This window comes from Candidatus Cloacimonadota bacterium (assembly GCA_016932035.1).
Lineage (GTDB): Bacteria > Cloacimonadota > Cloacimonadia > JGIOTU-2 > JGIOTU-2 > Celaenobacter.
This window is the reverse complement of record JAFGDR010000040.1, coordinates 78512-104728: the sequence shown is the minus strand read 5'-3', so window position 1 is coordinate 104728 and position 26217 is coordinate 78512. Positions and strand designations below refer to the sequence as shown.

Here is a 26217-nt window from a genome sequence, read left to right as displayed (position 1 = left end):
ATGCAAATAATTTATCCTGTAAGCTTACGGAACGCACTAACCAACGCAATTTGCGGAAGATCTTTCAGTTCTTTGGTTTTGAGTTCTTCCGGTTTGAGGGTTCCTTCACGTTGCCTCAGATTGATCGTTCGGAGTGCTTCCATAACTTTGGCAACCTCGATACCTTTGGGACAGCGCGTCGAGCATTGCAGACACGTCGAGCATATCCAGATGGTTTTTGAGTTGAGGATATCATCTATGCAACCAAATTGTGCAAGACGCATTACCTGATTCGGAGGGTAATCCATGTAATCTGTAACAGGACAGCCTGATGAACAGATACCGCACTGGTAGCAATCGAAAACATTTTGCCCTGAAATTTCTTCAATTTTATCAACTAGGGAATTTTTTATTCGTTCGCGAGTGATCTTTAATGTCATGATTTATCCTCGTCATAGTCATATCCTGCCTGAAATGCTTTCATGTTCAGGTCAGTGAATTTTTTGGGTACCGAATCGGTAATTGCTCCCTTCATTGCCTCGGGAGTAGCGATCTTTGCCTGTTTTGTAGCAAAACCGAGCATAACAATGTTTGCAACGATCTTCTTGCCGAGTTCTTCAGCGAGACGAGTAGCGGGTATCCCTTTTGCGATTATGTCTTTATGAGATTGCATCTTTTCAACCAGGTCAGTATCATAGCAGAGAATGCCGCCCTTTTTTAGGATTGGGAGAAATGTATCATAACCTTCTTGCGACATTGCAAGGAGTACATCTGCAGTATCAACCAACGGATATTCAACGCTTTTTGGGGAAATCACGACTTGCGAGCTACAGGCACCACCACGTGCTTCCGGTCCGTATGCTTGGGTCATGGAGGAGTATTGCTGGTCATATATTGATGCTGCTTTCCCAAGAATAAACGCAGATAGTATGATCCCCTGTCCGCCGAATCCTGATATCTTAACTCTGAGTTCACTCATGTGTTGCTCCTGGAATTGTAAGTATCTCTGCTGGATGTATAGGTTACAGATTTTTTATGGGGAATTTTTGTGGAATTGCTTTGCAGCTCCTCCCAGTTTGAAAATTTTTCTAATTTTGCTTTAATTCCGGTTTGAACATTTTCCCAAAAAGTAGGTTTATCCTTATTAACAAATTCACCGCAAACGATCTCATTATCCATGCTAAGAGGTATTTGTGTGGGATCTGCTTCATGATCGATAATAGCTCGTGTCTGAAATTCTTTGAGAAGATCGAGCCCGGAACCACCCTTGTTTTTTCGTGCAAAGACTGTTGCACATGGGGAAACGATCTCGATAAAGCAGAAACCTTTTTTATTAGCCGCTTTTGCGATAGAATCTGTTAAACGGCGTGCATGCATGGTCGTCCATCTGGCCACATAGCTTGCTCCAGCAGCAGCTGCCAGTCCCACAAGATTGAAGGGCATTTCATAGTTGCCGTAAGGAGCGGTGGAACTATAAGCGCCGAGAGGAGTGGTAGGTGCATTCTGCCCACCGGTCATACCATATATAAAATTGTTTACACAAATAACATTAATATCAACATTTCTTCTTGCTGCATGTATCAGATGGTTGCCACCGATTGCAAACAGGTCACCATCGCCGGAAAATACAACGACGGTTAATTCACGATTTGCCAGTTTCAAACCAGTTGCAAAAGGAATTGCTCTTCCGTGTGTTGTATGATAAGAATCAAGCCGTAGATAGCCTGCAACACGACCGGTACAACCTATGCCTGAAACGATTGCTGTTTTATCATAGGATACACCGGCTTTTTTTAAGCCCTCCACAAAGGTTGTGACTGCAGAGCCGAGTCCGCAGCCTGAACACCAAATATGAGGCATTCTGTCCATCCTCAGGAGATCTTCCATTGGATGAGGTTTTTCTTCTATAATGGGTTTTGCTGTATTATTTGCCATGTGCGACCTCTTCGATTGCCTTCAGAACATCTTCAAATTTATGTATACCACCTCCGGGATGAGGAACGAGCTTTACTTTTGAATTGTTGCATGCACATCGTTCAACTTCCAGAGATATTTGTCCAAGGTTCATCTCGGGAACCACAAAACCAGCAACGTTCCCGGACAATTTGCGTATCTTTTCTTCTGGGAAAGGCCATACGGTTTTCAAACGTAAATATCCAACTTTTATGCCCTTTTCTTTTGCTGCGGTGATTGAAGGAAGAACCGTTCGGGATGTGATGCCATAGGAAATTACTATAACATCTGCACCTTCAATATCATATTCTTCAGTCAGAGAAATATCATTTATGTTATTCTTGATTTTGTTTACAAGCCTGGGCACAAGTTCTTCCTGGCATTCAACGGTCATGTCCGGATAGCCGCGTCTATCATGTGTAAGACCTGTTGTATGATACCGGTATCCGTCACCGGCTTTTGCAAAGTCAGGAACGAGATCCTTGCCATAATCGTATGCAAGGTATTCTCCGGGTTTCTTGGTTGTATATTTTCTATTGATGATTGTTAGTTCTTCAACGGGGGGGATGACCACTTTCTCAGTCATGTGACCAACAAGGGCGTCTGCCAGAATGAAAACCGGTAATCTGTACTTCTCAGCAAAATTGAAAGCAGTAACTGTCAGGTCGAAGAATTCCTGGGGTGAGTTTGGTACAAGAGAGATGCTGCCATAATCGCCGTGTGAACCCCAGCGTGCCTGCATCATATCGGATTGACCCCAGGTTGTTGGAAGACCAGTTGAAGGTGAACCTCTTTGGACATTAATGACCACACAGGGAGCTTCCATCATCATTCCAAGACCAATATTCTCATTCATAAGAGAAATACCGGGACCTGATGTGGCGGTCATTGATTTAACACCAGCCCATGAAGCGCCCAGAATACCAGCCATCGAGGCTATTTCATCTTCGTATTGTATGAACACACCGTTGAGTAGCGGAAGTCTCATAGCCATGCGTTCAGCTATCTCTGAAGCAGGAGTAATGGGATAACCGCCAAAAAAACGGCAGCCTGCAGCCAGTGCACCTTCTGCACAGGCAATATCACCTTGCATAAAAAATTCGCCGTGTAGTCGTGATTCTTGAAACACTACTCCTCCTTCTCAGTTACAAATATTGCAAAATCCGGACAGATCATTTCGCATAATCCGCAAAACGTACATTGATCAGGTTTTGCTACAACTGGAGGGTGATATCCCTTGAGATTGAACTCTGTGGAAAGTTCAAGTACATCACGGGGACAATACTCGATACAGAAGGAGCAACCCTTGCATCGATCACTAATGATGTGGATCTCTCCGCATATTGTTTTGGGTTTTTCTTTCCCAAAAGGTTTTTCCCAATATCTCATTAAAAACTCCTTGGGGATGATGTTTGAAACTGGAAACTGGAAACTGGAAACTGGAAACTCGATGATTTAAAAATTTGTTGCTGATTAATATTATTCATTATTTTGTACTCTTGAAAAAAGCATTAAGTTTTGGTCCAAGTTCATTTATGATTTCAGTAAATTTCATGACATTTGCATCTGTGATAATTTTTCTTCTTATGGCTTTTCGAGGCCAACATTTTGTCTCTTCGAATGAACCTCTTGCATATCGATAAAATAATTTTCTATCACTTGGAGTATATCTACCATATCCTTCAGCAATATTTGCTGCTATGCTATCAGCAGCTCTGATGATTTGATATCCAAAAGTCATTTTTGCTTTATCTGACCAGTTATCGTAGGCATACCAGATCAAATCCGATAACTCCTCTGATAATTTATATACATCTAATTCAAAAACTTCTTTCATAATAAATTATACTTGAATCAAATTTCAAGTTTCCAAATTCAAGCTTCACTTCTTATACTTTTCTACACCTTCTTTATAAATGTCATTTCCATAAATATCATTGGCTACGATACACGGGAAATCTTCAACTGTGAGTTCACGAATCGCTTCAGTGCCGAGATCATCATAAGCAATTACTTTGGCATCTGTGATAGCTTTTGCTACAACAACTGCCGCACCGCCGATAGCAGCCAAATACACTGCCTTGTTCTTTTTCATTGAATCTATTACTGATTGACTGCGAGGACCTTTTCCAATCATACCTTTAAGACCGACATCCATCAACACGGGGGCATAGGGATCCATTCTGTAACTCGTTGTGGGACCTGCAGAGCCGATCGGCTTTCCGGGAGGAGCTGGGGCTGGTCCAACGTAATATATGATCTGTCCCTTTATATCAAAAGGTAGTTCTTTGCCAGCTTCAACAAGCTCGACTAGCCGTTTATGTGCCGCATCACGTCCAGTGTAGATCGTTCCGGAAATGAGTACTTTATCACCAATAGAAAGTTTGGAAACATCTTCATCTGTCAGAGGAGTTTGTAATTTTATCGTTTGTGCCATGTGTACTCCTTCTTATATAACTGAGCTTTTATGACGGGCAGCGTGACATTGAATGTTTACTGCAACAGGCATCGATGCAATGTGACAGGGTTTATGCATGATGGATACACCGAGAGCTGTTGTTCTTCCACCAAATCCTTGAGGTCCAATTCCAAGGTTATTGACTTTTTCCAGTATTTCTTCTTCAATTTTAGACCATTTATCTTCAGGGTGTTTTTCATTAAGAGGACGCAAAAGAGCTTTTTTTGCAAGAAGTGCACTTTGCTCAAAATTGCCGCCAAGCCCAACTCCAACAACGATTGGTGGACAGGGATTTCCGCCCGATCGACGGACACGGTCAACCACGAAATCGACGACACCTTCGATGCCATCAGCGGCCTTCATCATTTTAACTTCACTCATGTTTTCAGATCCGCCACCTTTTGGTGCAACAGTGATCTTGATCTTATCACCGGGAACGATATCTGTATAGATGAGAGCTGGTGTATTATCTTTTGTGTTAACCCGGTCTATGATAGGATCATGAACAAGAGATTTCCGCAGATATCCGTCTTTGTAACCCTGTCGAACACCTTCATGAATGGCTTCATAAAAATCTCCACCAACAAGGTGAACATCCTGACCAAGTTCGATAAATACAACAGCAACACCTGTATCCTGGCATGATGGCATTTTTTCTTTTGCTGCAAGTTCATAGTTTTCAAGAAGGATGGAAAGCACCTCTTTTGCTGTCGGGGATTCTTCTTTCTCATAAAACTCTTTGATCTTGTCGAGAACATCTTCGCCGATATAGTAATTGGCATCGATACACAATTTTCTTACAACAGGAATGATTTCATTAACATTGATTTCTCTCACGAAAACTCCTTATGATAAAACTTCTTTGGTTGCCATTCCAACATCTGCTGGAGATTTACAAACACGAACACCTACTTTTTCGAGGGCGGACATTTTTTCCTGAGCGGTTCCTTTGCTGCCTGCAATGATTGCTCCTGCATGTCCCATTCTTTTTCCTTTTGGAGCGGTCTGTCCTGCGATAAAAGCTACAACCGGTTTTTTCATGTGTTCCTTTATAAAATGAGCTGCTTGGATCTCTAGGTCACCGCCAATTTCGCCGATGATAACCACAGCATGAGTTTCGGGATCTTCTTCAAACCTTCTGAGCAGATCGACAAATGTTGATCCGATAATAGGATCACCACCTATGCCGATTGCAGTGGTGATACCCAATCCAGCTTTAACAACCTGGTTTGCAGCTTCATAGGTAAGTGTGCCGGATTTTGATATAACGCCGACATTACCTTTCTTAAAAATATTTCCCGGCATAATGCCGATCTTTGCCTCACCAGCAGTGATGATGCCCGGACAATTCGGTCCAATAAGAACGGCACCTTTTTTAGTCACATACATTTTTGCGTACATGACATCCTGTGTTGGGATTCCCTCAGAGATGCAGACAATAACTTTGATGCCTGCATCAGCAGCTTCCATGATAGCATCTGCTGCAAAAGAAGGCGGAACAAGGATAAGCGATGTGTCAGCTCCGGTATGTTCGACTGCATCTTTAACTGTGCTGAAAACCGGTCTGTCAAGATGGATCTGTCCACCCTTCCCGGGAGTAACACCGCCGACAATATGAGTGCCGTAATCGATGCATTGCTGTGCGTGGAAGGTTGCTTCTTTTCCGGTGAAGCCCTGAACAATTACTTTTGAATGTTTGCCTACGAGAATTCCCATGATCAAAACTCCTGAGCTGCTTTCACTGCTTTTTCTGCACCGTCAGCGAGGTCATACGCAGTGATGATGTTTGAAATGTGTGCTTCTTTAAGGATAACTGCAGCAATTTCTGCATTAGTTCCATCAAGTCGAACCACAACTGGCACTTCAACATTTATTTTCTTTGCTGCATCGAGGATACCATTGGCGATCCTGTCACAACGGACAATTCCACCGAATATGTTCACAAAGATCGCTTTTACATTCTTATCTCTCAGGATGATTTCGAAACCTTTTGCGACCGTTTCTGCTGATGCATCTCCACCGACATCGAGGAAATTCGCAGGTTCTCCACCTTTGATCTTTATGATGTCCATAGTAGACATCGCAAGGCCTGCACCGTTGACCATACAGCCCACGTTTCCGTCGAGTTTAATGTAGTTCAGATTGAAATTACTTGCTTCCAACTCTGTAGGTTCTTCCTCAGAAAGGTCTCGCATCTCGAGGATATCTGGATGACGGAAAAGAGCATTGTCATCGAAGTTGATCTTTGCATCCAGAGCTATGAACGTATTATCATATTTTAACACAAGTGGATTGATCTCTATGAGACTCGCATCTTTTTCTTTATAAAGTTTGTATAATGCTTTCGTGAATTTTGATAAAGAACGTGCTTGTTCTTTATCCAGTCCAAGACCATGAGCCAATGCATTGCTATGGAAATTTCTAAAACCGATCAGCGGATCGATGATGACTTTGATGATCTTTTCCGGGGATTCTGCGGCAACTTTCTCGATTTCCATGCCACCTTCGGTCGAAGCGATCATCACGGGCATTTCTGATCCACGGTCAAGAACCAATCCAAGATAATATTCTTTCTTTATAGGGGCGACTTCTTCTATATAGATCTTCTGAACGAGTATCCCTTTTGGACCTGTTTGGTGAGTGACTAATTTCATGCCGAGCATGTTCTCTGCAATGGTGTTAATCTCTTCAATCGAAGATGCGATTTTTACACCGCCGCCTTTTCCTCTACCACCTGCATGGACCTGTGCTTTGACCACCCATTTTTGACTGTCGATATCCCGTGCTGCCTCTAATGCTTGCTCTGGAGTTTCGGCCATCTTGCCGTGGGGGATTGTCACACCGTAATTTTTTAAAAGCTGTTTCGCTTGATATTCATGAATATTCATATGATTTTATCAATCTAAAAAATTTAGTGTGCTCGTAAGAACTCTGCATATTGCTTGTCAAGTGATTTGGAAATTATATGTATTTTTTTCAGATTCTTGTATTATTTTATATAGAATGATGAAAAATCCCTCCTCACATTTAGTGAGATTTTTCCTGAAAAGACCTCCTCAGACCGGGTGTGTTCACGCGAAATATATCATTATTCGAGTTTAAGGATTTTTCGAGTATACAAATGATTTTTACTTTTTGCCTGAACAAAATATACGCCAGGTGCAATCATATTGTTTGAACTATTTCTTCCATTCCAGGTTATTTCAATTGGATTCTCGTGAAGTAATGAAGATTGTAATCTCTGAATAAGCTGTCCTTTCATATTATATATTGTAACTTCTGTAAATTCAAGAGGACAAGAAATGGACATTGATATTGTTGTTGAATTGTTGAATGGATTAGGAAATACTCTAAAGTTCATGTTTTCTATAACTGGCGGATCATCATCACTCAAGGGTGGCACAAAATAACCCGGTCCACCATAAGCGCCCATATCATTTGTTATGGTACCCATTGCGGGGTAGAGAGCGAAACCGGGGTTGCCAGTGTCTTCTTTATCATAATAAAGGAATTCAGGATCACCGGCATCAATGCACGGAGAATCTTCGGTAAGATGAAAGAGTGTATCGGCAAAGACAGGCTCTTCATTAATATTACCTATACCTGAGATAACAGCATCGATATCGCAGTAGGAGATCGTGGAGTTTGTGCCACCATGAACCGTTCCTCCTGAATTCTGTGTATTACCCCAAACAATGCAATTTCTGATGTAACCCGAACTGCTGTACATACGTATCCCACCTCCATTGGAATCCGAATGATTATACACGATCGTATTATTCTCGATAATGATCGGCTCAGTGTCATTCCTGATGCAATAGAATCCTCCTCCGCCATAGGAAAGTCCTGCTGAATTATACGCAACGATGTTGTTTTTGATCATTGCACCGGAATAGTCGACAACAATACCTCCACCGTATTCTGCTTCGTTATGCGATACAATATTGTTCGATATTTCCGGGTTTCCTCTGAAGCAGAGTAAACCTCCGCCAGATAAGCCACCATAGCTGCCTGAAGTAGCGATAATATTTTCGGTAATGAGATTATTCTTTATGGTGGGGGAAGCCATATACATGAAAATACCACCCCCGCTGAACCATGTCCAAGCAGGATATTGCGGATCGACCCAGCGTGTACCACTTCCACCCTTGATAGTAAATCCCTGCAGAATCGCCTGCTCTGTCTCATTGTTCTTAAAAATAACGGTGCTTGTTTCATACGGATTGGTTGCCGTACTTCCATCGATGACCGTATCAAAAATAAAATCAGGGTTCTTACTAAAGATGTAATGACTTGTGAGTGTAATGTTCTTACCTGAGAAATTAATGTTTTCATAATACGTGCCCGGATTGACGAGGATAGTATCACCGTCAACAGCATTGTTGATGCCTTGTTGAATGGTTGTGAAATCATCGGGTACAGAAATGATCTCCCCTTGGGCGGTTGTAAAAACAAATAAAATACTTGTCATGCAAAGGATGAACAAGCAAGCCCTTTTGTGTAGCATGTTAACCTCCGTTTTTTGCTAATCTATTCATATACATACTTACGTAATAATCATATACATCTTCTCCGATCTCATGGTAACGGATGATATTGATAATGATGGCAACATAAGAAATATTAAAGCTCCATGCTTCGTACCATATATTGGGTATCTCTGCTTTAATGCTGCCGTCTTTGATCCCTTCATTGTAGAGAGAAACAAGTGTGTTCTGGATACGTGTTCGTGCGATTTTTGCAATCTTTTTTATCTCTTTTGGCAATCTCAGGTAGCGTGGTTTTTCTCCCATTGAGAATGCAATAATATCTGCATAAAGCGGATTATTCTCGAAATAATTGAAAAGGTGTTCATAATAGTGTCGCAGTTTATTAAGTCCTGATTTGGTTTTTAGTTCATCGGCTTCGAGCTGTGCATCGAACTGATCAAGATATTCATGGGTGAAATCGCACCAGATGATACCGCAGATGTCATCTTTTGATTTAAAATAATAGTAAATATTACCTACCGCAATACCGAGTTCTTTTGCTACAGCCCGGAGCGTGGTTTTATTAATCCCTTTTTCGAGGAATTGCTTTTTTGTCTCGTTGACAATAGCATCTTTTATAAGCTGCTGTTTCATTTCTTTGATCATAAAAAAATCCTTTCTTTTCTTAGGACGTGTACTAATTATTGATATATAACCGATACATCGAAATTCATAAAACATTCATATAATTTTGCCATAGGTGAATGTGAATTAATAATTTTGTCAAGTTTTATTTTTAGTACATGTACAAAATTTAATTGATTCTTTCATTTATAATAAAAAAAAGAGACGCACTTTCGTACGCCTCTTCATGTATAAGTAGCTCGCGTTGAGTTACTTCATTAAAACCATTTTTTTGATCGTTTCGTTCTTCTCGGTTGAGAGTTTGTAGAAATACACACCGGAAGGGATTTCATTTCCTTCTGCATCCCAGGTAATGTTCCTGTTCATAATATCTTCAGGTGTGAGTTCGATCCTGTCAACAAGCTGTCCGAGCAGGTTGTAGATAGAGATCTCTGCCTGTTCTGTATTTGCAGGAAGCGAGAAGGATAAACGGGTGGAATTTTTGAAGGGATTCGGATAGTTCTGATACAGTGCAAAGATGTTCTGTATTGCAGGATCATCATTTGAGAAATTATTTTCAAATCGATAAATCTTAAAATCATCGATATAGATACCATCTTCAGTTACGTATGTATCCGTATCGAGTTTAAATCTGAAGTAAACGGTTTGACCGAGATAATCAATGAGGTCATAGCTCTTGAGCTGCCATGATGAAAGATTGCCCGTGAAGCTGTCTAGGTCAGTCCAGGTCGTACCATTTGTTGATATTTGGAAGTAGACAAAATCATAACCAGATTCAATCTCAAATTTCGTCATGAATTCAACATGCGCAGAGAGTGCGCTGGTCAGATCAATTGCTTCATTAAGAGTTGCATAAGAAAGTTCGTAATTACCATATTCACCTACAGGACTGTCGGTAAGTGAATTGGTCCCACTATAACTCTGAGTGGAGCACAACCCCCATTCATCAGTAGTAGTCCACTTGCCTGCACCGAGTTCAAGATCGTCGATAAAGAAGGGCTCGACCATAACAAAGTTAAATATATATTGTGATTGTGTAACATCCATTTGATAGGTGAATGTACCAAAAGCAGGTGATGAGATCTGAACATCGTAGTCTCCATACGGAACATCCTCTATCAAAGCATGACCGGTAGTATTCGTATAAACAGTATCAAGAGGGGTATCAAGCACGCATACATCTGCATTGGGGATTGCCAATCCATTTTCATCTTCAAGATTGATATGTACGTTTGTTGTGGGAGCTGGAACGAGCTGAACATCCAGTTCGGTTTGAGAACCGGTAACAACCTGAACATCGTCGATGGTTTTTGGTTCATATCCAAAAGCTGAGAACGTGAAGTCATATGTGTTAGGGATCAGAATACGATAGTAACGACCAAAATGCTGACCGCTCATATAAGATTCGACCTCCGTACCCGTATCATCCACACCATGCACGAAAACTTCTGCTTCGAGATGGTCACCGGACAGACTGTCGGTTACAATACCGGTCACAACTCTATCAAACATTCGTTCGATCAGGATGAGGGCTGCTGAGAGATTATTGTTGATTATGTTGTTCATTGTTGTCGCATCAGGAATAAAGGTCGTGCCAAGTTCTGTAATAAAATAGAAAATTCTTTCTACTCCATAACCGTAGTCAGTTGTTGTACCTGAGCAGGGATAAAGGGCATTTGTCTGCTGGGGTGTATAGTGTCCGCCATATTGTGAGGGAACCGTAACAGCCATTTCCTGACCAAGGTTTGCCATTGCACTTTCATCAGGCGCTTGGCATGACATATTATAACCAAGTGGCCACATGATGAGCTCACTGTAACTATGATAGGACATGCCAATATCAAATCTGTACTGTGCGAGAAGATTTCTGAGTGCGCTGGTTTCCGGCTCAGAGAACGGTTCCGGTCCGCAATAGGTCTCACCTGTTGGTCCGCTTGTGCCTGCACCGCCAAACCATTCGAGAGGTCCATAATTTCGGTTTGGATCAACACCGTCAGGATAGGAGTATCCTCCCCAGGTGATCTGTCCGTTCAGGTCATTGTCTCTGATATTTTTTCTCCATGAAGTATCATCCTGATTGATCACGATCTTATGCCCGTCAGGATTTACCAATGGAACAAACCAGATCTGTGCATTATTTACCCAATAGGTCACATCAGGATCAGTACCATAGTTATCAACAAGATAGTTCAGGATCAGCATGACCAGCTCGACACCAATAGGCTCTCTTGCATGATGTCCTCCGTCAAAGATGATATTTACTTCATCCTCATTAACTCCCACGTTATCCGAGAGCTTCAGGCAGAAAATATCGTGCTGGTAGTCATCATAGTTCGTGTTTCCCCAGGTTGAGTAGTATTTTCCACGTGATTCTCCGATCGTTGAGAATGTAATGAGTGAAGGATTTAAAAATGCAAGCTGAAGGAGTTCGGTTTCGAGATCGTCGTAAGTACGGTATCCATAAATATCTTTAGCTCGTGTGACGAGATTCTGTTTCCATGCAGATTCGGTATTCGTGATCTTAAAATCATATCCAAGAGCTGTAATCTCAGGAAGTTTCTCTTCTGCGATCATAATATCGATATATTTTCCGGGGAAATATGATGCTATATCATAACCATTATCTAGAAAATAAGAAGCAATGGCTTGCCCCGGATTGTCGATGCGAATGATTACCTTTTCAGCAAAAAGCGGTATTGAAATCAGAAGTGCAAGAACGAGTACAAATAAAAAAGTATTTTTCATATCTATCTCCACAAATGTTGTTTTTTCTATAATTTATAGGCAAACTGAATTGTGGCAAATTATTGTCAAATTTTTTTGAATAAACTTTCTGGAGTTTCAATTGACAAAAAATGAGCAGAATTTTCTTTCTATGCTCATGAAAAAGAAGGCACTGGTAACCGGAGCAAATGGTTTTGTCGGTAGTAATCTTGTACGTGCATTACTGAAAAAGCAGTACGAGGTTACCTGCCTTGTCAGAAAAACATCGAACCTAAAATCGCTTGAGGATTTGCCGGTAACCTTCACCTATGCAGACTATCATTCTGTTCCATCAGTTCGGGATGCATGTAAAGATCAGGATATTATTTTTCATATTGCAGCAAAAGTTCGTGAGATCTCTGAAAAACGTTATTATGATGCGAATGTCGGTATAACAAGGAATGTGCTCCGAGCGATTGAAGGAACCAATATCCAAAAATTTATTTTTCTCAGCACACAAGCTGCCGCAGGTCCAGCCGATGGCTTAGATCCAAAAACCGAGACTTCTGTCTGTAACCCTGTTTCATATTATGGTAAGAGCAAGCTGGAAGCTGAGAAGGTTATACGGGAAGAGTGCTCGGTACCGTGGGTTATTATTCGTCCGCCAAGTGTATATGGACCGTATGATATGGATTTTTTACAATACTTTAAGATGGTACAAAAACACATCGCACCCCTTGCCGGATTCAAGAAAAAGTATCTCAGTCTTGTTTATATTGATGATCTTGTAAACATGATCATCGAAGCCGCAGCGAGTATTGAAGCAGACGACCAGATCTTTTTCGCAGGTGATGGGAATATTTATGCTCTTAAAGATTTTATTACAGCGGTTGAGAAAGCAGTTGGCAGAAAAGCAGTTACGGTACATATCCCTATTTTCCTAAGTTACTTACTTGCCATCGCGAACGAGGGGTTAAAATATATCACACACAGGCAAGCAATTGTTAATGTGCAAAAAGTCAAAGAAATGAAGCAATGCTACTGGCTGTGCAGCATACAGAAGGCAAAGAACCTTCTCGGGTATGAACCGCAGTTTTCATTGCAAGAGGGAGTTAACAGAACCTATCAATGGTATAAGGAACATCAATGGATTTGAAAAAATATATTTTATTAGTGGTTTTACTTGTATGTGCTTTTTCCCTTTATGCACAGGAAGCAAAACCCGGAAAAGAGAAAAGGATCTTTATTCCTGACTCCACGTCTATCGATTCTCTGAAAAGTACCATCACAACAGCAAAAACAGATACCCTCGACATCATGCCGATCGAAGAACTCGAAGAATATATCGTTTCTCTACAGGATACATTCTTTTCATATGAAACAAAATCCTTTTTAACTGATGAGTACTACTCTTTTGGGAATAATCGATATGTTGTACCTGATCATGAGGGCTCGATTGATTTCTTGAATGTCCGGCTGGATAATTATGCACAACCAAAGAAGCAATTCTATCCGCTTTTGAACTATTTTGTTCTTCAGCAAAGAAATGATAATTATAACCTTTCACCATTACAAAACTCCATCAGAGCTCTTCTTACAGATGTGCAATATGGAAACGGAGATTACAATAACGAAGATAAGCGGATCGGATTTATTAAGAATAGATTTCTGGAACTTGCTGATCTTCAGCTCTATGCTCATAGTGGGGAACACACGAGTCCATGGGGAAAGAAGAGTTATTTTGATAATTTCGTTTTTCATGTTCAGAAAAATCTACTCACAAAGAGCTTTTCATCTCACACCTTTTCATATTCATTCTTTAAAATGTTCTCAGCGCTTGAAACGTATAATGTTTTCAATCCGGAATATCCGGGTACTGCCCAAAAATACTTTCAAAAAACAGAGAATATCAGCAATATCGCATCAGCAAGCTTATTTGATAAGATATTCAATGTATCTTTTCTCCATCAGTATAACCGGGAGAATGTTACAGGACAGTTCAAGAATACGCTGAACAGATACCAATTTAATATCGGTATCAATCTGCCGATGGAAGAATATGCCACAAAACTTCTATTGAGAGCAGATGTGCAGGATATGGATAATGTGTATTATGATGGTTGGCTGCATGACTATTTGGTACGGGTGGAAATAAATTCACCGGGTATTTTTGCAGATTTCTATTCTATCAAGATCATCAATGATGTGATCTTTTCACAAAAACCGGACACGACATTTATCATGCCGGAGCTTATATTTGATATTCCAATCACAGAATCCATTCATTCTTCACTGTCTGTCGGTGCCCGAAGGAAAGAGAAGAACTTCTATTATGACGGGCAATATGCTTTGAATAATAAAACAAAAGTCATCTTTACGGAAGGTACAATAGATATACATTCAAATCCTCTCAAGCTGAGAATTGGAGCATTTTATGAGGAGTTCAGGAATGACGGTCAATGGCAGTGGCTTTCTTCATCCAGTGCTGATTCTCCATATTATAAAGAATTTGATAACTATCATATTTATGGGGGAAATCTTTCTGGCGAACTGGCTTTTAATTATCTGACGATTGATTCTCATCTTCGATTTTCCGGGATGTTTTCACAACGCCCTGATTCACTGGTAAATTATCCGGCATATAGAGCAAAGGTCGAGTGGACAAATAAACGTCATTTTACACATAAAAATTTTATTTATGCCAATGCTGATCTATCATACCTTGGTAATACCCTCGATATTGAAGGAACGAAGATCGACCATCAACTCTTTTGCAATGCTGAAGTTGGGTTGAGTATCAAGCGTTTTATGATCTACCTGAAACTCACAAACATATTTAATATTCTTGACTCAAATTACTTTATGTTCAGACTCAATGAAGTTAATCCCTTTGGTGTTGGTTTTGGTGTTCAATGGAATTTCATTAATTAGTTAGGAACCACGAAATACACGAAATATTGTATGTCGTGTTGAAAATTCTTGGAGCGTCTATGGAATGTAAAAAAAGTGAAAACATGCATATGTGCAATTGCACGTACCCGTGTGACAAGAAAGGTATGTGCTGCGAATGCATTGCCTATCACAGAAAAAGGGGAGAGCTTCCTGCCTGTTATTTCACAAAAGAGCAGGAAAGAACCTACGATCGTAGTATCGAATATTTTATTAAAATGAACAAACGTTAACCAAAAGGAGGTTCACGTGAAAAAAATTACTACTTTGTTCGCTGTGCTGCTCCTGGTAGCAGCATCACTGAATGCAACTGATATCATGCGACCAAGCGGCAACGAGCCGCAGCCTGTTCAAAATTATGATATCAACAAAATGAAAACGTACACAGGTGCAAGAGATAATTATCCGGTGCCGGACTATGATTTTATCGTTTACCCAAATGATATTATGACATCCTATTATGACTACATGCCGGGGAGTTATTGTAGCTACCCAATCGATGTTCAAACCGGCAATGGTTCCGGGACCTATCTCGGTTTTTTCGGAAGACCAACCACTACTGCAAACAGACGTCAATACTATGCTTACTATGGAAATGGTAACACTCCTGAGGCATGGGGGACGATCTCAACCTATGATTATTATCAGGGCTACGGAAGCATTGTGGTTCATCCTGCATCCGGTAACTGTTTCGCAACATGGCATGAGGATTTTGGCACAGACCCCAAACTTCCCTTCACCTATGATGACTATGCTCTGCTGAATATCCCGGGATTCTGGTCAACCTCTGTGATTTTCTATAACACACCTCCGGATCAATACTGCTGGCCTTATTTGTATAAGGGTGCTTCTCCAATGGGTGATAATTATATTCGAATTTATCTCCTTTCTAATAATGCAGCAGACGATCCCTTCGGAAATCCCTGTGAAGATGTACGCATTCTTTACGCAGATATTGAAAATACCCTGTATGCAGATTTCTCAACCATCATGAATACAGCGAATTGGAATCAGACAACAGTTTTTACCTCATGGAGAGATAAGGATTGCCGCCCATTCCAATCATTTGCTGTTGATCCAACAATTCCAGGACATGTTGCATTTATAGGATGTGCCGCATGGCTTTCCGGAGATTTAGAAGATATGCCCGTAGATGAAGGTGCATTTGTGTGGGAATCCTTCGATTATGGAGAAACCTGGAGCACGGATAACCTACATTCCGATGGACCGACAGATTATTTCTACACTGTAGCAAATCTTCCACAATTCACAAACCAGTCAGGAACTATTCTTCCTAATCTCGAAGTGGGTGCAACTGCTTACCACAGCACTGCAACCTTTGACTCCAATGGAGATCTTCACTTTCCGTATATGCAATCCTACGGATATACAGAAGATGGATCAAGCTACTATTTCAACCACTTCCTTCCACAGGCAGAACTGGTTTGGGATGGTGTTGAGTTCGAATACAGAAATGTGCCGGCATTCCCCTTTATGGATGAAGGGGGTTCCGGGCATGATGTACCCTGGGGTGAGATCCGCGCAGATACTATGTACATTTATACAGTTGGATTCTCGAAATATCCCGGTGATTCAAACATATTCCATGAAAATGCACAAAAACAAGCAATCAATCTTGAAAATAACTGGATGCTTCAGCTCTGGGCTGACGGCACCTATGTCCAGCTTGCAGAAGATGGTGATCCTGATTATCAAGCATATGCCGAACACCCGATACTGTACCTTTCTGCATCAATCGATAACGGTGAGAACTGGTCAGAACCAATCGAACTGACTGATATTTATTATCCTGATTTTGATTTCTCTAACCAGATAACTGTCTATCCCTACATTTCTCATAACATAAAAGATATTGGTGATAATTGGGGAGAAGTAACTCTCTTCTACCTGGATGATAATTCATTCGGTTCTTACATCCAGGGGCAGGGTCAATTTAATGGTGGCCAGATCACCGAATGCAGGATCCAGATCGATTTTACGCTGTGGAGTACTGATGACCCGGTTGTCAATATAGTGAAAATGAATAACTATCCCAATCCATTTGCTGCATCAACAAGGATTTCGTTCAGCAGCAAGCAGGGATTCGATCAGCAGTCAGAAGTACATATTTATAATACAAAAGGCCAACTCGTAAGAACACTCGATCTGACAATTGAAAGCCCACAAAGTGGTTATGCTGAGTGGAACGGAAAAGCTGATACCGGTCATAATGTCACAAATGGTATCTACTTCTATAAACTTTCAGGGTCAAAAAACTCTGTCGGAAAGATGATCTTAACAAGGTAATGTAAAGAGCAATATTTCGATTACAAGTCCGCATTGAAAAATGCGGACTTTTTTATTTGACAAGAATTATTAAATAATACGTATTTGATATGCGATACAATTTGGGAATAGTATTCTCAAAGGAGGAACCATGAAAAGAGTGATTTTTATGTTTGCTGTGATATTATTTTTGAGCTCACAGCTTGTAATTGCTGAGAACAATCAAGTTCCCCAATACCAATTCCTTACCTATCCCACAACGATCATGACATCGTATTATGATTATCTGCCCGGTGGCTTGAATACATACCCGATAGCACCTCAAACTGAATGTGGTGATGGAACATATCTAACATTTATGGCAAAAGAAACATTTGATTCCAATCGTTTACAATACGGTGCTTTATTAAATGCTAATGGCACTGTAAATAGTCTTGGACCCTTCTCACCTCCCAATCATTATCAAGGTTATGGAGATATAAACATACACCCGGCAAGCGGACGCCCAATTGTTACGTGGCATGAGCTTGATTTAGAGACTGTATGCGTTATAACTTACCATAATCCAGATGCAATCGAACCTTGGCCCAAAGGCATTTTTTATTCAACACCACCGGATGAGTATATCTGGCCTCAAATTCATAGAGGACCGTCACCGTTTGGTGATGATTGGATACGATACTATCATATATCATATAATGCTACTCACGATAATTTTGATCATCCGTGTGAAGATATACGCATTCTCTATCTTGATATTGAAAATGTCCAACCTGTGGATCTCGATTTGCTTATCAATCAAGCAAACTGGACTGAAGTGTGTCCCTTATATAGCTGGCGTGACGTGTCGTGCCGACCGAGTGCATCCTTTGCAATAGACTATGTAAATCCAGGCCATGTGGCAATTATCGGATTAGCATTTTGGTTAGAAGGAGATCTGGGTAATATGCCCGTACAGGAGGGTGCATTTGTCTGGGAGTCCTTCGATTATGGTGCCACCTGGGATACTGCGAATTTACATGACGATGGTCCAGGATCAGCATTTTACGACGTTGATAATCTGCCGCAGTTCGAACTCCCCAATGGAGACATACCTGATAAACTCTACACACGAGCCGGCGGATATAAGAGTACAGCGATCATCGATAATGAGGGAAATGTTCATTTTCCTTATTTGCAGGAATATACCATGGAAGATGCCGATGGATACTATTATTTTCAGATAGAATTTCTCCCTCAGGCAGAATTTGTATGGGACGGTGATGAATTTATCTTTAGAAATGTACCTGCTTTTCCGTGGATGGATACTGGTGGTTCTGGACATGATGTACCTTGGGGAATCGATCCTGTAACGAGTGATACGCTTCTCCAATATGTTCAAGGTCATTATTTCTATGATACTCCTTATCCGTGGGGCAGTGTACAGGCACAATCCTTTTCTTTAGACAATGAATGGATGATGCAGCTCTGGACAGACTGTACGTATCACTACTTTGCCTTGAACGGCATTCCCGGTTATGATGAATATCTTAACCATCCGCTCATTGCGATTTCCGCATCCAATGATAATGGAGAAACCTGGTCGGAGCCGCTTTACCTTACTGATATTTATAATCCAAATTATAATTTTGCGGACCAAATTACTGTTTATCCATATACTCAAAAGGTCATTCGGGATGTCGATGATAGTGATGGGAAATTTGTCATTATGTATATGGATGACAATGATTTTGGTTCATATATTCAGGGACAGGGACCATGTACTGGTGGTCAGATAAACGAATGTATCGTTCAAATGGATTTCAGTTTTCTTGGTACAAATCCGGAATCCGAGCAACATCAAATCATATGCGAAAATTATCCAAACCCATTCGGAATTTCAACAAGGATTTCGTTCAGCAGTAAAAGAATAATCCCGGAAGATGCTGAGGTCGTAATCTACAATACAAAAGGTCAGTTTGTGCGATTGCTATCATTAACGCGTGAAATACCTCAAAGTGGTTATGCGGACTGGGATGGCAAGAACGCTGCTGGGAGTGATGTTGCGAATGGTATTTATTTCTATAAACTAACTGGTTCTATGATATCGCCAATAGGAAAAATGTTGATCGTCCGTTAATATTTTCTTCTTCATTCATTCAGTCCGTGTCTTTTGATGCGGACTTTTTTTATCGTTCAATGTTCATGTAATAATATTGACGTAAAAGCATCGGTTCTGGTTAGTAAAACCACGTTACAAAAAATAATAAAAAAACGAAACTGATTTCGTGCGAAAGGTGTGACTGCATGGCTTACTTAATGGTTTCATCAAAAAATATCAGTTGATATCATACTTTGTACTGACCTTCATTATTACGTGGTTAATTTTTTTCATACCGCTGTTTGTAACGATCAAGGATATGGCTACTGAGATTCTTCTTATGGCAATAGGCGGTACCGGACCAGCATTTGCTGCCATGATCATTTCACAAATTATAAAACCGGAACCTGTAAAAACAGATAGGAAAAAGTACTGGGTAGTTTTTTCCATCGCAGCCCTAATCACTGCAGCTCTGATAGTATTGTACCTGCACATCAGGGCATCCGCATCCATTTTCCTGCTGCTGCTCGTTTTAATCAATGCAGGTATCACTGCGTTTATCATAAGCGGAGGACTACATCCCCGAAAAGGGATTAAGGAACTCTTGAACAAACTCTATATTGGTAGAGTAAATTTGAAATCGTATATCGTAGTCCTCATAATGATTCCCATATTCATCGTGTTAACGGCAATTATCTGTACGTTGCATGCCGGTATTTCATTACGTGAACTTATTCCTCAACTGTCTTTCGGGGGTGTGTCTTCAGTGTTCATTGCATGTGGATATGTTACTCTTGTCAGGGGACCTTTACGGGAAGAGATCGGATGGAGAGGATTTGCCCTTCCACGATTGCAGTATCGATACTCACCGCTTGTTGCAACACTTATTCTTGGAATAATATGGACTGTCTGGCATCTGCCGTTACATCTCAGTGGAATTTATGCTGGCGGGATCGATGGATTCATCGTGAGATTTTATTATAATATTGGGATAACGTTTCTCATTACATGGTTATCAATCATTCAAAGGGCAGTCTGCTTTTGACAACACTACTTCATACCTCTTTCAATTCCACTGCTACCGTGCTCTCTTTTCCCGCTGGAATGAACGGATCATCTTTCATGATCATATTGAGCATTCTGATCGATGTTGCGGCTATCGTTGTTATCATAACAGATAAAATGTGGAGAAAACTTCCCGAAGATAATGCGACTGTGTATCGATATTGATAAGGATCTGGGGAAATAATTATTGGATAAAAATAAATAGAATATCTTGTCATTGTATCAGCTTACAAACAGCATAAAGAGCAGTTTGATTGTTTACATATACTTGTTATAATGAATGCCTGTCATGGCAAATCCAATATAATAGTTGACGTAAATTTTTCAGCTTCATTTTTTGTAAAACCAAATTATAAAAAAAGTATATACGTTAAATGAAAAAAAGATCAATAGTTCTCATCGGTTTACTGCTACTCATACCTCTTCTGATATCAGCGAAAGTCACGTATCCCACACCGACACAATGGGTGAATGATTTTGCGGGTGTGCTTTCGAGCAGTACCGTACAGCAGCTCAACAGCCTTGCGCTTGAGATCAAGCAAAAAACCGGCTTCGAGCTTGCAGTAGCAATCGTAAAAGATCTGCAAGGTGAGGATTATTATACGTATGCTAATAAATTATATGCAACGTGGGGAGTTGGCTCAAAAGATGACGAAGGCTGCCTTATCCTTGTTGCTATCGATGAACGGAAATTGAAGATTGAAGTTGGCTATGGCGCTGAAGGTTTTATTACGGACGGACTTGCAGGCGAGATCGCAGATACGTATATGGTTCCTTATCTCAGGAATAACAACTGGAACCAGGGTGTATTGCAAGGGTATCTTGCGCTTGCCTCTGTCATTGGCAGGCATTATGGTGTGCAATTCGATGGAGTTCCAGAAGGACCATATCCCATAGATGGGCAAGATGATCCAAGACGTGTTATTAAATTTATTATAGGATTTATAGTCCTTATGTTGATCTTCGGCAGTCGCATGGGATTCCTGCCATTTCTCTTTCTTGGAGGAATGCGGGGAGGTAGAAGTTCTGGCGGAAGCTGGAGTAGCGGCAGCGGTGGATTCGGAGGCTTTGGAGGGTTTGGCGGAGGTATGAGTGGTGGGGGAGGAGTCGGTAGAGGTTTCTAATGCCCTGGTATCTTATTATTATCATTTTTATTCTTAATATTCTGTGGGGAATTGGTTTTTTCTATTTCCTTTTCCTGATCTTTTTCCATCCGAGGAAAAAGCCAAAAGTCTTTGGGAAAGAACTACCAATTGTTGGAATACTTGTATTCCTCAGGAATAAAATAGCAAAAATTGTTACTGAGAAATATGAAACCTATATAGAGCGTTTCCCTGGCGGTGCAGTGAATGTAAAAAAGGAAGAATTCCTTCTTGATACTCAGAAAAAGATCCAGCATTGGCTCGAAGAGAAATCCTTCCTTCAGAATCTTCCTCCATTTATATATAAACCGGTTTTTTCTTTCCTTGAGGTCACAACCGATTTTTTTTTAAAAGAACTGTTCAGGAATTTTATTCCTGACTTAGCCGAAAAATATCAGGTCAAAGAGAAAGTTTTCGATCTCTTATCTGATGAAAAAATGAAATTTATCGAAGATAAAGCAAAATATTATCTCACGAAACCATTAGTAATCATAGGGGCTTTTTTCGGATTGCTTTTTGGTTTTTTAAACCTGATTTTGCTTATAATCTTCTAAAGAAAATAGACAAGAGAGGTCTCCATGAAAAAAATATTTCTATGCGCTTTGATGCTTGTCTTTGCAGGCACAGCTTTTGCAGAAAGTTTTACCATCGACAAGGTTATCCAGATTGGTTTGGAAAACTCCTATGACATCACCAATCAAACCTATTCGATGAAAAAGTCCAAACAGAGTTTATATTCATCTGTTCTGGACATTCTTCCCAATGCTAACTATTCAATCTCACAAACAGAAGCAGCAGGTACGACAACAAAATCAGGAAGTATCAATATTTCAGAAACCATTTATAGTGATGACTACCGTTACTTCAGCATCACAAATGGTCTTTCGTCGCTGAAGAAAAGCAAGATCGATCTCGAGATCACCCGCAAGAATCTGATCTACAATATTATTTCCTCATATCTGAATGTTCTTCTACAGGAAAAGCTTTTTGATGTATCGAAAATGGCACTGAAAATAGCACAGATGAACTATGATGAAACCAAAACACTACGGGATTACGGTAAAGTATCCGAAATTGACATGAGGCAGGCAGAGATAGACCTATCACGGGCTCAGATCGATTCCCTTAAAAATAATTATAATTTCGAGAACAGCAAGATGGATCTCTGTTTCATGATAAGTGTTGATTACAAAGACAGTTACACATTTGATGATATCGACTATGAAATTATGCAGGACCAGAAATACAGTCTTGATATAGACAACAACCTTTCGGTCAACTCCTACAAAGAAAGCTTAAAGCAATCCAAAATGAACTACATTCAGAACTGGCTTGAGTTCATCCCGACCCTGAGCTTTTCCGTGAATAAATCTCTCGACTGGGAAAAAGGTGGACTCTTCGATTTTAATTCAAAAAGTTCTCCAATCCAATATACGATTGCCCTTTCCTACCCGCTTCTGAATCCACTGACTAATCTTCCTTCGAATAAGACGTCGCACTACAGTTATAAACAAGCAAAACTGCTTTATGAACATACAAAGAAACAGGAGCAGCAGGATTTCTTGCAGGCAGTAAAATACTATAACCAACTTCAGCAGAGTTATGAACTTGCTCAGAAGCAGGAAGCTCTTTCCGAGATGCACTTCAACCTGGTGAACGAGAAATATCGTCTCGGGCAAGCAGATCTGACGGAACTTGAAAATGCACGCCAGGAGCGTTTCCAGAGTATGAGCAACAGGATCAGCCAATACTATTTGCTGATCATGGCACAGGAAAATATTCATCTTATAAATAATGATAAACTTTTAAACAGGTATTAAAGAAGGCAGGTATGAAAAAATTTATTTGGATCATAATCATAATTATCATTGTTGCTGTGGTTGCGTTTTCACTATTTGGGAAAAAGAAGACAGCACCGGAAGCAGAGCAGAAAAAAACTCCTACTGCGATAGCAAAGCTTGATGATATTTCTATCATTCTCGATGAAGTGGGTGAGATCAGACCCGTAAAAGAAGTGAATGTGAAGTCCAAACTGAGTGGTCGTATTATTAAAATGTACGTTGAAGAAGGACAGTATATCTATGAAGGGGATATTATTGCTGAGATCGAGCCCGATATGTCGCAGGCGCAAACACTTTCACGCATCAAAAGCAACCTGAAAACTACTGAGATCAACCTTGAGAATGCAAAAAAAGATTATGAATCCAGTAAAGAACTCTATAATAAAAGTCTTATATCCGATGAGGTTTGGCGTGATGCTCAAAATGCCTTGAAATTAGCTCAAATCGATTATGACTCTGCACTCGAGCAGCATCAATTGGTAGAAGAAGTGGGCATTACTGAGAAGAATCTCAAAGTCACCGCTCCGGTATCCGGGATGATCATACACAAAGATGTTGAAGAGGGTGAAATGGTCGTGTCCAGTGAATCCTATTCAGGTGGAACTGTTCTCATAACGATCGCAGACCTTTCGCAGATGATCATTCTCACTGATATCAATGAAGTCGATATCGGCAAAGTGGCACTTGGTAGAGAAGCAAAGATAACGATCGATGCATTCCCTGATAAGAAATTCAAGGGTAAGATCATACATATTTCTCCGATGGCAACTGTCGGTAATAATAATATCCGCATATTCGAGGTGAAGGTGTCCATCGATGATGAACTTATAGACTTACGTCCCGGCATGAGTGCAAATGTTACGATTATCGGGCAGACGCGAAAAGGTGTGGTTACCGTTCCGATCCAGGCAATATTCCAGGATGATAATGGAAATGACGTTGTCTATGTCGTTACATTGGATACACTTATAACACCATCAATAGTGAAGACTGGCATCAACGACTTGCAGAAGGTTGAAATTATCGAAGGTGTGGCAGAAGGTGATACGGTCTCTCTTGTTGAAAAATATAATCCGAATCAAGGTGAGCAGAATTTTGGTCGTAGATTCAGAATGCATTAATAATTTATAAATATGGATGTGGAGGAACACAACTGATGAAAAAAGTCGAATTCTCACTGAAAAATCTGGATGAAGTCTTTCCAGACGACTTCACCGAAGAACAGAAAGCTAAAGCTAAAACATTTTTCCTGAAAAAACTCGCTGAACTCTCACACCGCTTTTACAATGGAAAGATCCAGACCGTGCCAAAAGCAGCGGTTTTTGGTTTTAACTGGTTCAATGTTTGGTATACCCCTGGTGTATCGAAGATCTCAACGACAATTCGCGATGATAATGACGCGTCTTTTGAACTATCGAATAGGGGTAATCTCGTCGCAGTTGTCAGTGATTCCACGCGTGTGCTTGGTGATGGCGATTGTACTCCTCCGGGAGGACTCGGAGTGATGGAAGGAAAGGCATTTCTTATGAAATATCTGGGAGGTGTTGATGCTGTTGCATTGTGTGTAGACAGTTATAATGACAAAGGCGAGCACGATCCTGACAAGATCATCGATTTTGTGAAGATGTGCCAACCGAGTTTTGGTGCAATCAATCTCGAAGATATTTCACAGCCCAATTGTTATAAAGTTCTGGATACACTTCGAGAAGAGTGTGATATCCCGGTCTGGCACGATGATGCACAGGGCACTGCATGTGTGACACTTGCCGGTCTTATCAATGCACTGAAACTTGCAGGGAAAGAACTTTCCGATGTTCGTATCACGATGCTTGGGGCAGGCGCATCCAATACAACCATTGCTAGAATCATTATTGCTGCCGGTGGTGACCCTAAAAAGTTAATCATGTTTGATTCAAAGGGCGGATTGCATGCAGGAAGAGAGGATATCAAGGCTGATACGCGTTTCTATCGAAAATGGGAGCTCTGCGAAAAAACAAATCCAAACAGGATCAATGATTTTGCAGAGGCATGCAAAGGTGCAGACGTACTGATCGCACTTTCAAAACCGGGACCAGATACGGTAAAACCAGAATGGATCAGCTCAATGGCAGACAAATCTATTGTGTTTACCTGTGCAAATCCGGTGCCTGAGATCTATCCGTATGCAGCAAAAGAAGCTGGCGCATTCATCGTTGCTACCGGACGGGGTGATTTCCCGAACCAGGTCAATAACTCACTTGGATTCCCGGGTATCCTCAAAGGAGCACTCATGGTCCGTGCAAAAAAAGTTACGGATGAGATGGCTATTGCTGCCGCATATTCACTTGCGAATTATGCAGAAAAACGTGGTATAGATCCTAATAATATTGTGCCGACAATGGACGAAGCGAATGTATTCCCGGAAGAAGCTGCTGATGTCGCAATGCAGGCGATCATAGACGGTGTTGCCAGAATCACATTGACTCGTGAAGAAGCATTCAATATTGCAAAAAGGGATATTGAATATGCACGTAATCTGACAACATCACTCACCGAGAATGGCTATATTAGTTCACCGGAACAGCAAATGCTTCAAGATGCCTTGGACTGGGCAGTCGGGCAGGTTCAATAACTCGTAATTTCCTATATATAACATAATACGGCTTAA

Annotated in this window: 25 protein-coding genes; 12 read left to right on the top strand and 13 right to left on the bottom strand. The window is 40.7% G+C overall.

The annotated features are described in order from the left end of the window. Positions 1 to 11 precede the first annotated feature (11 nt). The 13 genes from JW794_07550 to JW794_07490 all read right to left on the bottom strand — a co-directional run bounded on the left by JW794_07550 (position 12) and on the right by JW794_07490 (position 12249). Positions 12 to 419: a 4Fe-4S dicluster domain-containing protein gene (locus tag JW794_07550; protein MBN2017964.1), complete on the bottom strand. Its 408-nt coding sequence runs from the start codon at positions 417 to 419 to the stop codon at positions 12 to 14. Continuing rightward, positions 416 to 958 (bottom strand): 2-oxoacid:acceptor oxidoreductase family protein, encoded by a 543-nt coding sequence (locus JW794_07545; protein MBN2017963.1) that lies wholly within the window; start codon positions 956 to 958, stop codon positions 416 to 418. Before JW794_07545 ends, JW794_07550 begins: the two co-directional genes overlap by 4 nt. Then, complete coding sequence (locus tag JW794_07540) at positions 955 to 1914, bottom strand: 2-oxoacid:ferredoxin oxidoreductase subunit beta (GenBank protein MBN2017962.1); 960 nt, start codon at positions 1912 to 1914, stop codon at positions 955 to 957. Before JW794_07540 ends, JW794_07545 begins: the two co-directional genes overlap by 4 nt. Then, entirely contained in the window at positions 1904 to 3061 is a 1158-nt protein-coding gene (locus JW794_07535; GenBank protein ID MBN2017961.1) for a 2-oxoacid:acceptor oxidoreductase subunit alpha, read from the bottom strand. Before JW794_07535 ends, JW794_07540 begins: the two co-directional genes overlap by 11 nt. After that, positions 3061 to 3321 (bottom strand): 4Fe-4S binding protein, encoded by a 261-nt coding sequence (locus JW794_07530; protein MBN2017960.1) that lies wholly within the window; start codon positions 3319 to 3321, stop codon positions 3061 to 3063. Before JW794_07530 ends, JW794_07535 begins: the two co-directional genes overlap by 1 nt. A 97-nt stretch (positions 3322 to 3418) precedes the next feature. Beyond that, positions 3419 to 3769 (bottom strand): four helix bundle protein, encoded by a 351-nt coding sequence (locus JW794_07525; GenBank protein ID MBN2017959.1) that lies wholly within the window; start codon positions 3767 to 3769, stop codon positions 3419 to 3421. A gap of 45 nt (positions 3770 to 3814) precedes the next feature. Further along, a complete protein-coding gene (locus tag JW794_07520; protein ID MBN2017958.1) occupies positions 3815 to 4369 on the bottom strand; it encodes a Fe-S-containing hydro-lyase in 555 nt (184 codons plus the stop codon). 12 nt (positions 4370 to 4381) lie between these two features. Beyond that, positions 4382 to 5227, bottom strand: a complete 846-nt coding sequence (locus tag JW794_07515; GenBank protein MBN2017957.1) for a fumarate hydratase — start codon at positions 5225 to 5227, stop codon at positions 4382 to 4384. 9 nt (positions 5228 to 5236) lie between these two features. Continuing rightward, complete coding sequence (gene sucD, locus JW794_07510) at positions 5237 to 6106, bottom strand: succinate--CoA ligase subunit alpha (GenBank protein MBN2017956.1); 870 nt, start codon at positions 6104 to 6106, stop codon at positions 5237 to 5239. Positions 6107 to 6108: 2 nt separating this feature from the next. Next, on the bottom strand, positions 6109 to 7278 hold the full coding sequence (sucC, locus tag JW794_07505; GenBank protein MBN2017955.1) for an ADP-forming succinate--CoA ligase subunit beta: 1170 nt from the start codon (positions 7276 to 7278) through the stop codon (positions 6109 to 6111). A 200-nt stretch (positions 7279 to 7478) separates the two neighbouring features. Further along, a complete protein-coding gene (locus JW794_07500; protein MBN2017954.1) occupies positions 7479 to 8897 on the bottom strand; it encodes a T9SS type A sorting domain-containing protein in 1419 nt (472 codons plus the stop codon). A 1-nt stretch (position 8898) separates the two neighbouring features. Next, positions 8899 to 9525 (bottom strand): TetR/AcrR family transcriptional regulator, encoded by a 627-nt coding sequence (locus JW794_07495; protein MBN2017953.1) that lies wholly within the window; start codon positions 9523 to 9525, stop codon positions 8899 to 8901. A gap of 228 nt (positions 9526 to 9753) precedes the next feature. Then, positions 9754 to 12249, bottom strand: coding sequence for a T9SS type A sorting domain-containing protein (locus JW794_07490; GenBank protein MBN2017952.1), 2496 nt, complete (start codon positions 12247 to 12249; stop codon positions 9754 to 9756). Positions 12250 to 12385: 136 nt separating this feature from the next. Between JW794_07490 and JW794_07485 the strand changes: the two genes are divergently transcribed. The 12 genes from JW794_07485 (at position 12386) to JW794_07430 (ending at position 26181) form a co-directional block, all read left to right on the top strand. Further along, on the top strand, positions 12386 to 13363 hold the full coding sequence (locus JW794_07485) for an NAD-dependent epimerase/dehydratase family protein (GenBank protein ID MBN2017951.1): 978 nt from the start codon (positions 12386 to 12388) through the stop codon (positions 13361 to 13363). Further along, entirely contained in the window at positions 13354 to 15138 is a 1785-nt protein-coding gene (locus JW794_07480; GenBank protein MBN2017950.1) for a hypothetical protein, read from the top strand. Before JW794_07485 ends, JW794_07480 begins: the two co-directional genes overlap by 10 nt. A 59-nt stretch (positions 15139 to 15197) precedes the next feature. Continuing rightward, positions 15198 to 15389 carry a hypothetical protein gene (locus JW794_07475; GenBank protein MBN2017949.1) on the top strand — a complete coding sequence of 64 codons (192 nt, stop codon included), beginning with the start codon at positions 15198 to 15200 and terminating at the stop codon, positions 15387 to 15389. A 16-nt stretch (positions 15390 to 15405) separates the two neighbouring features. Then, positions 15406 to 17463, top strand: a complete 2058-nt coding sequence (locus JW794_07470; GenBank protein ID MBN2017948.1) for a T9SS type A sorting domain-containing protein — start codon at positions 15406 to 15408, stop codon at positions 17461 to 17463. A gap of 130 nt (positions 17464 to 17593) precedes the next feature. Next, positions 17594 to 19561, top strand: coding sequence for a hypothetical protein (locus JW794_07465; protein MBN2017947.1), 1968 nt, complete (start codon positions 17594 to 17596; stop codon positions 19559 to 19561). Positions 19562 to 19841: 280 nt separating this feature from the next. Next, entirely contained in the window at positions 19842 to 20567 is a 726-nt protein-coding gene (locus JW794_07460) for a CPBP family intramembrane metalloprotease (GenBank protein MBN2017946.1), read from the top strand. Further along, positions 20531 to 20752: a hypothetical protein gene (locus JW794_07455; GenBank protein ID MBN2017945.1), complete on the top strand. Its 222-nt coding sequence runs from the start codon at positions 20531 to 20533 to the stop codon at positions 20750 to 20752. Before JW794_07460 ends, JW794_07455 begins: the two co-directional genes overlap by 37 nt. Positions 20753 to 20961: 209 nt before the next feature. Beyond that, entirely contained in the window at positions 20962 to 21711 is a 750-nt protein-coding gene (locus JW794_07450; GenBank protein ID MBN2017944.1) for a TPM domain-containing protein, read from the top strand. Next, positions 21711 to 22283 carry a hypothetical protein gene (locus tag JW794_07445; protein ID MBN2017943.1) on the top strand — a complete coding sequence of 191 codons (573 nt, stop codon included), beginning with the start codon at positions 21711 to 21713 and terminating at the stop codon, positions 22281 to 22283. The genes JW794_07450 and JW794_07445 overlap by 1 nt, the downstream gene beginning before the upstream one ends. A gap of 24 nt (positions 22284 to 22307) precedes the next feature. Further along, positions 22308 to 23549 (top strand): TolC family protein, encoded by a 1242-nt coding sequence (locus JW794_07440; protein ID MBN2017942.1) that lies wholly within the window; start codon positions 22308 to 22310, stop codon positions 23547 to 23549. A gap of 11 nt (positions 23550 to 23560) precedes the next feature. Next, the gene (locus JW794_07435; GenBank protein ID MBN2017941.1) at positions 23561 to 24691 is read left to right on the top strand and encodes an efflux RND transporter periplasmic adaptor subunit; all 1131 of its coding nucleotides are present in this window, start codon (positions 23561 to 23563) and stop codon (positions 24689 to 24691) included. A 35-nt stretch (positions 24692 to 24726) separates the two neighbouring features. Then, positions 24727 to 26181 carry an NADP-dependent malic enzyme gene (locus tag JW794_07430; GenBank protein MBN2017940.1) on the top strand — a complete coding sequence of 485 codons (1455 nt, stop codon included), beginning with the start codon at positions 24727 to 24729 and terminating at the stop codon, positions 26179 to 26181. The last annotated feature ends 36 nt before the right edge of the window (positions 26182 to 26217 follow it).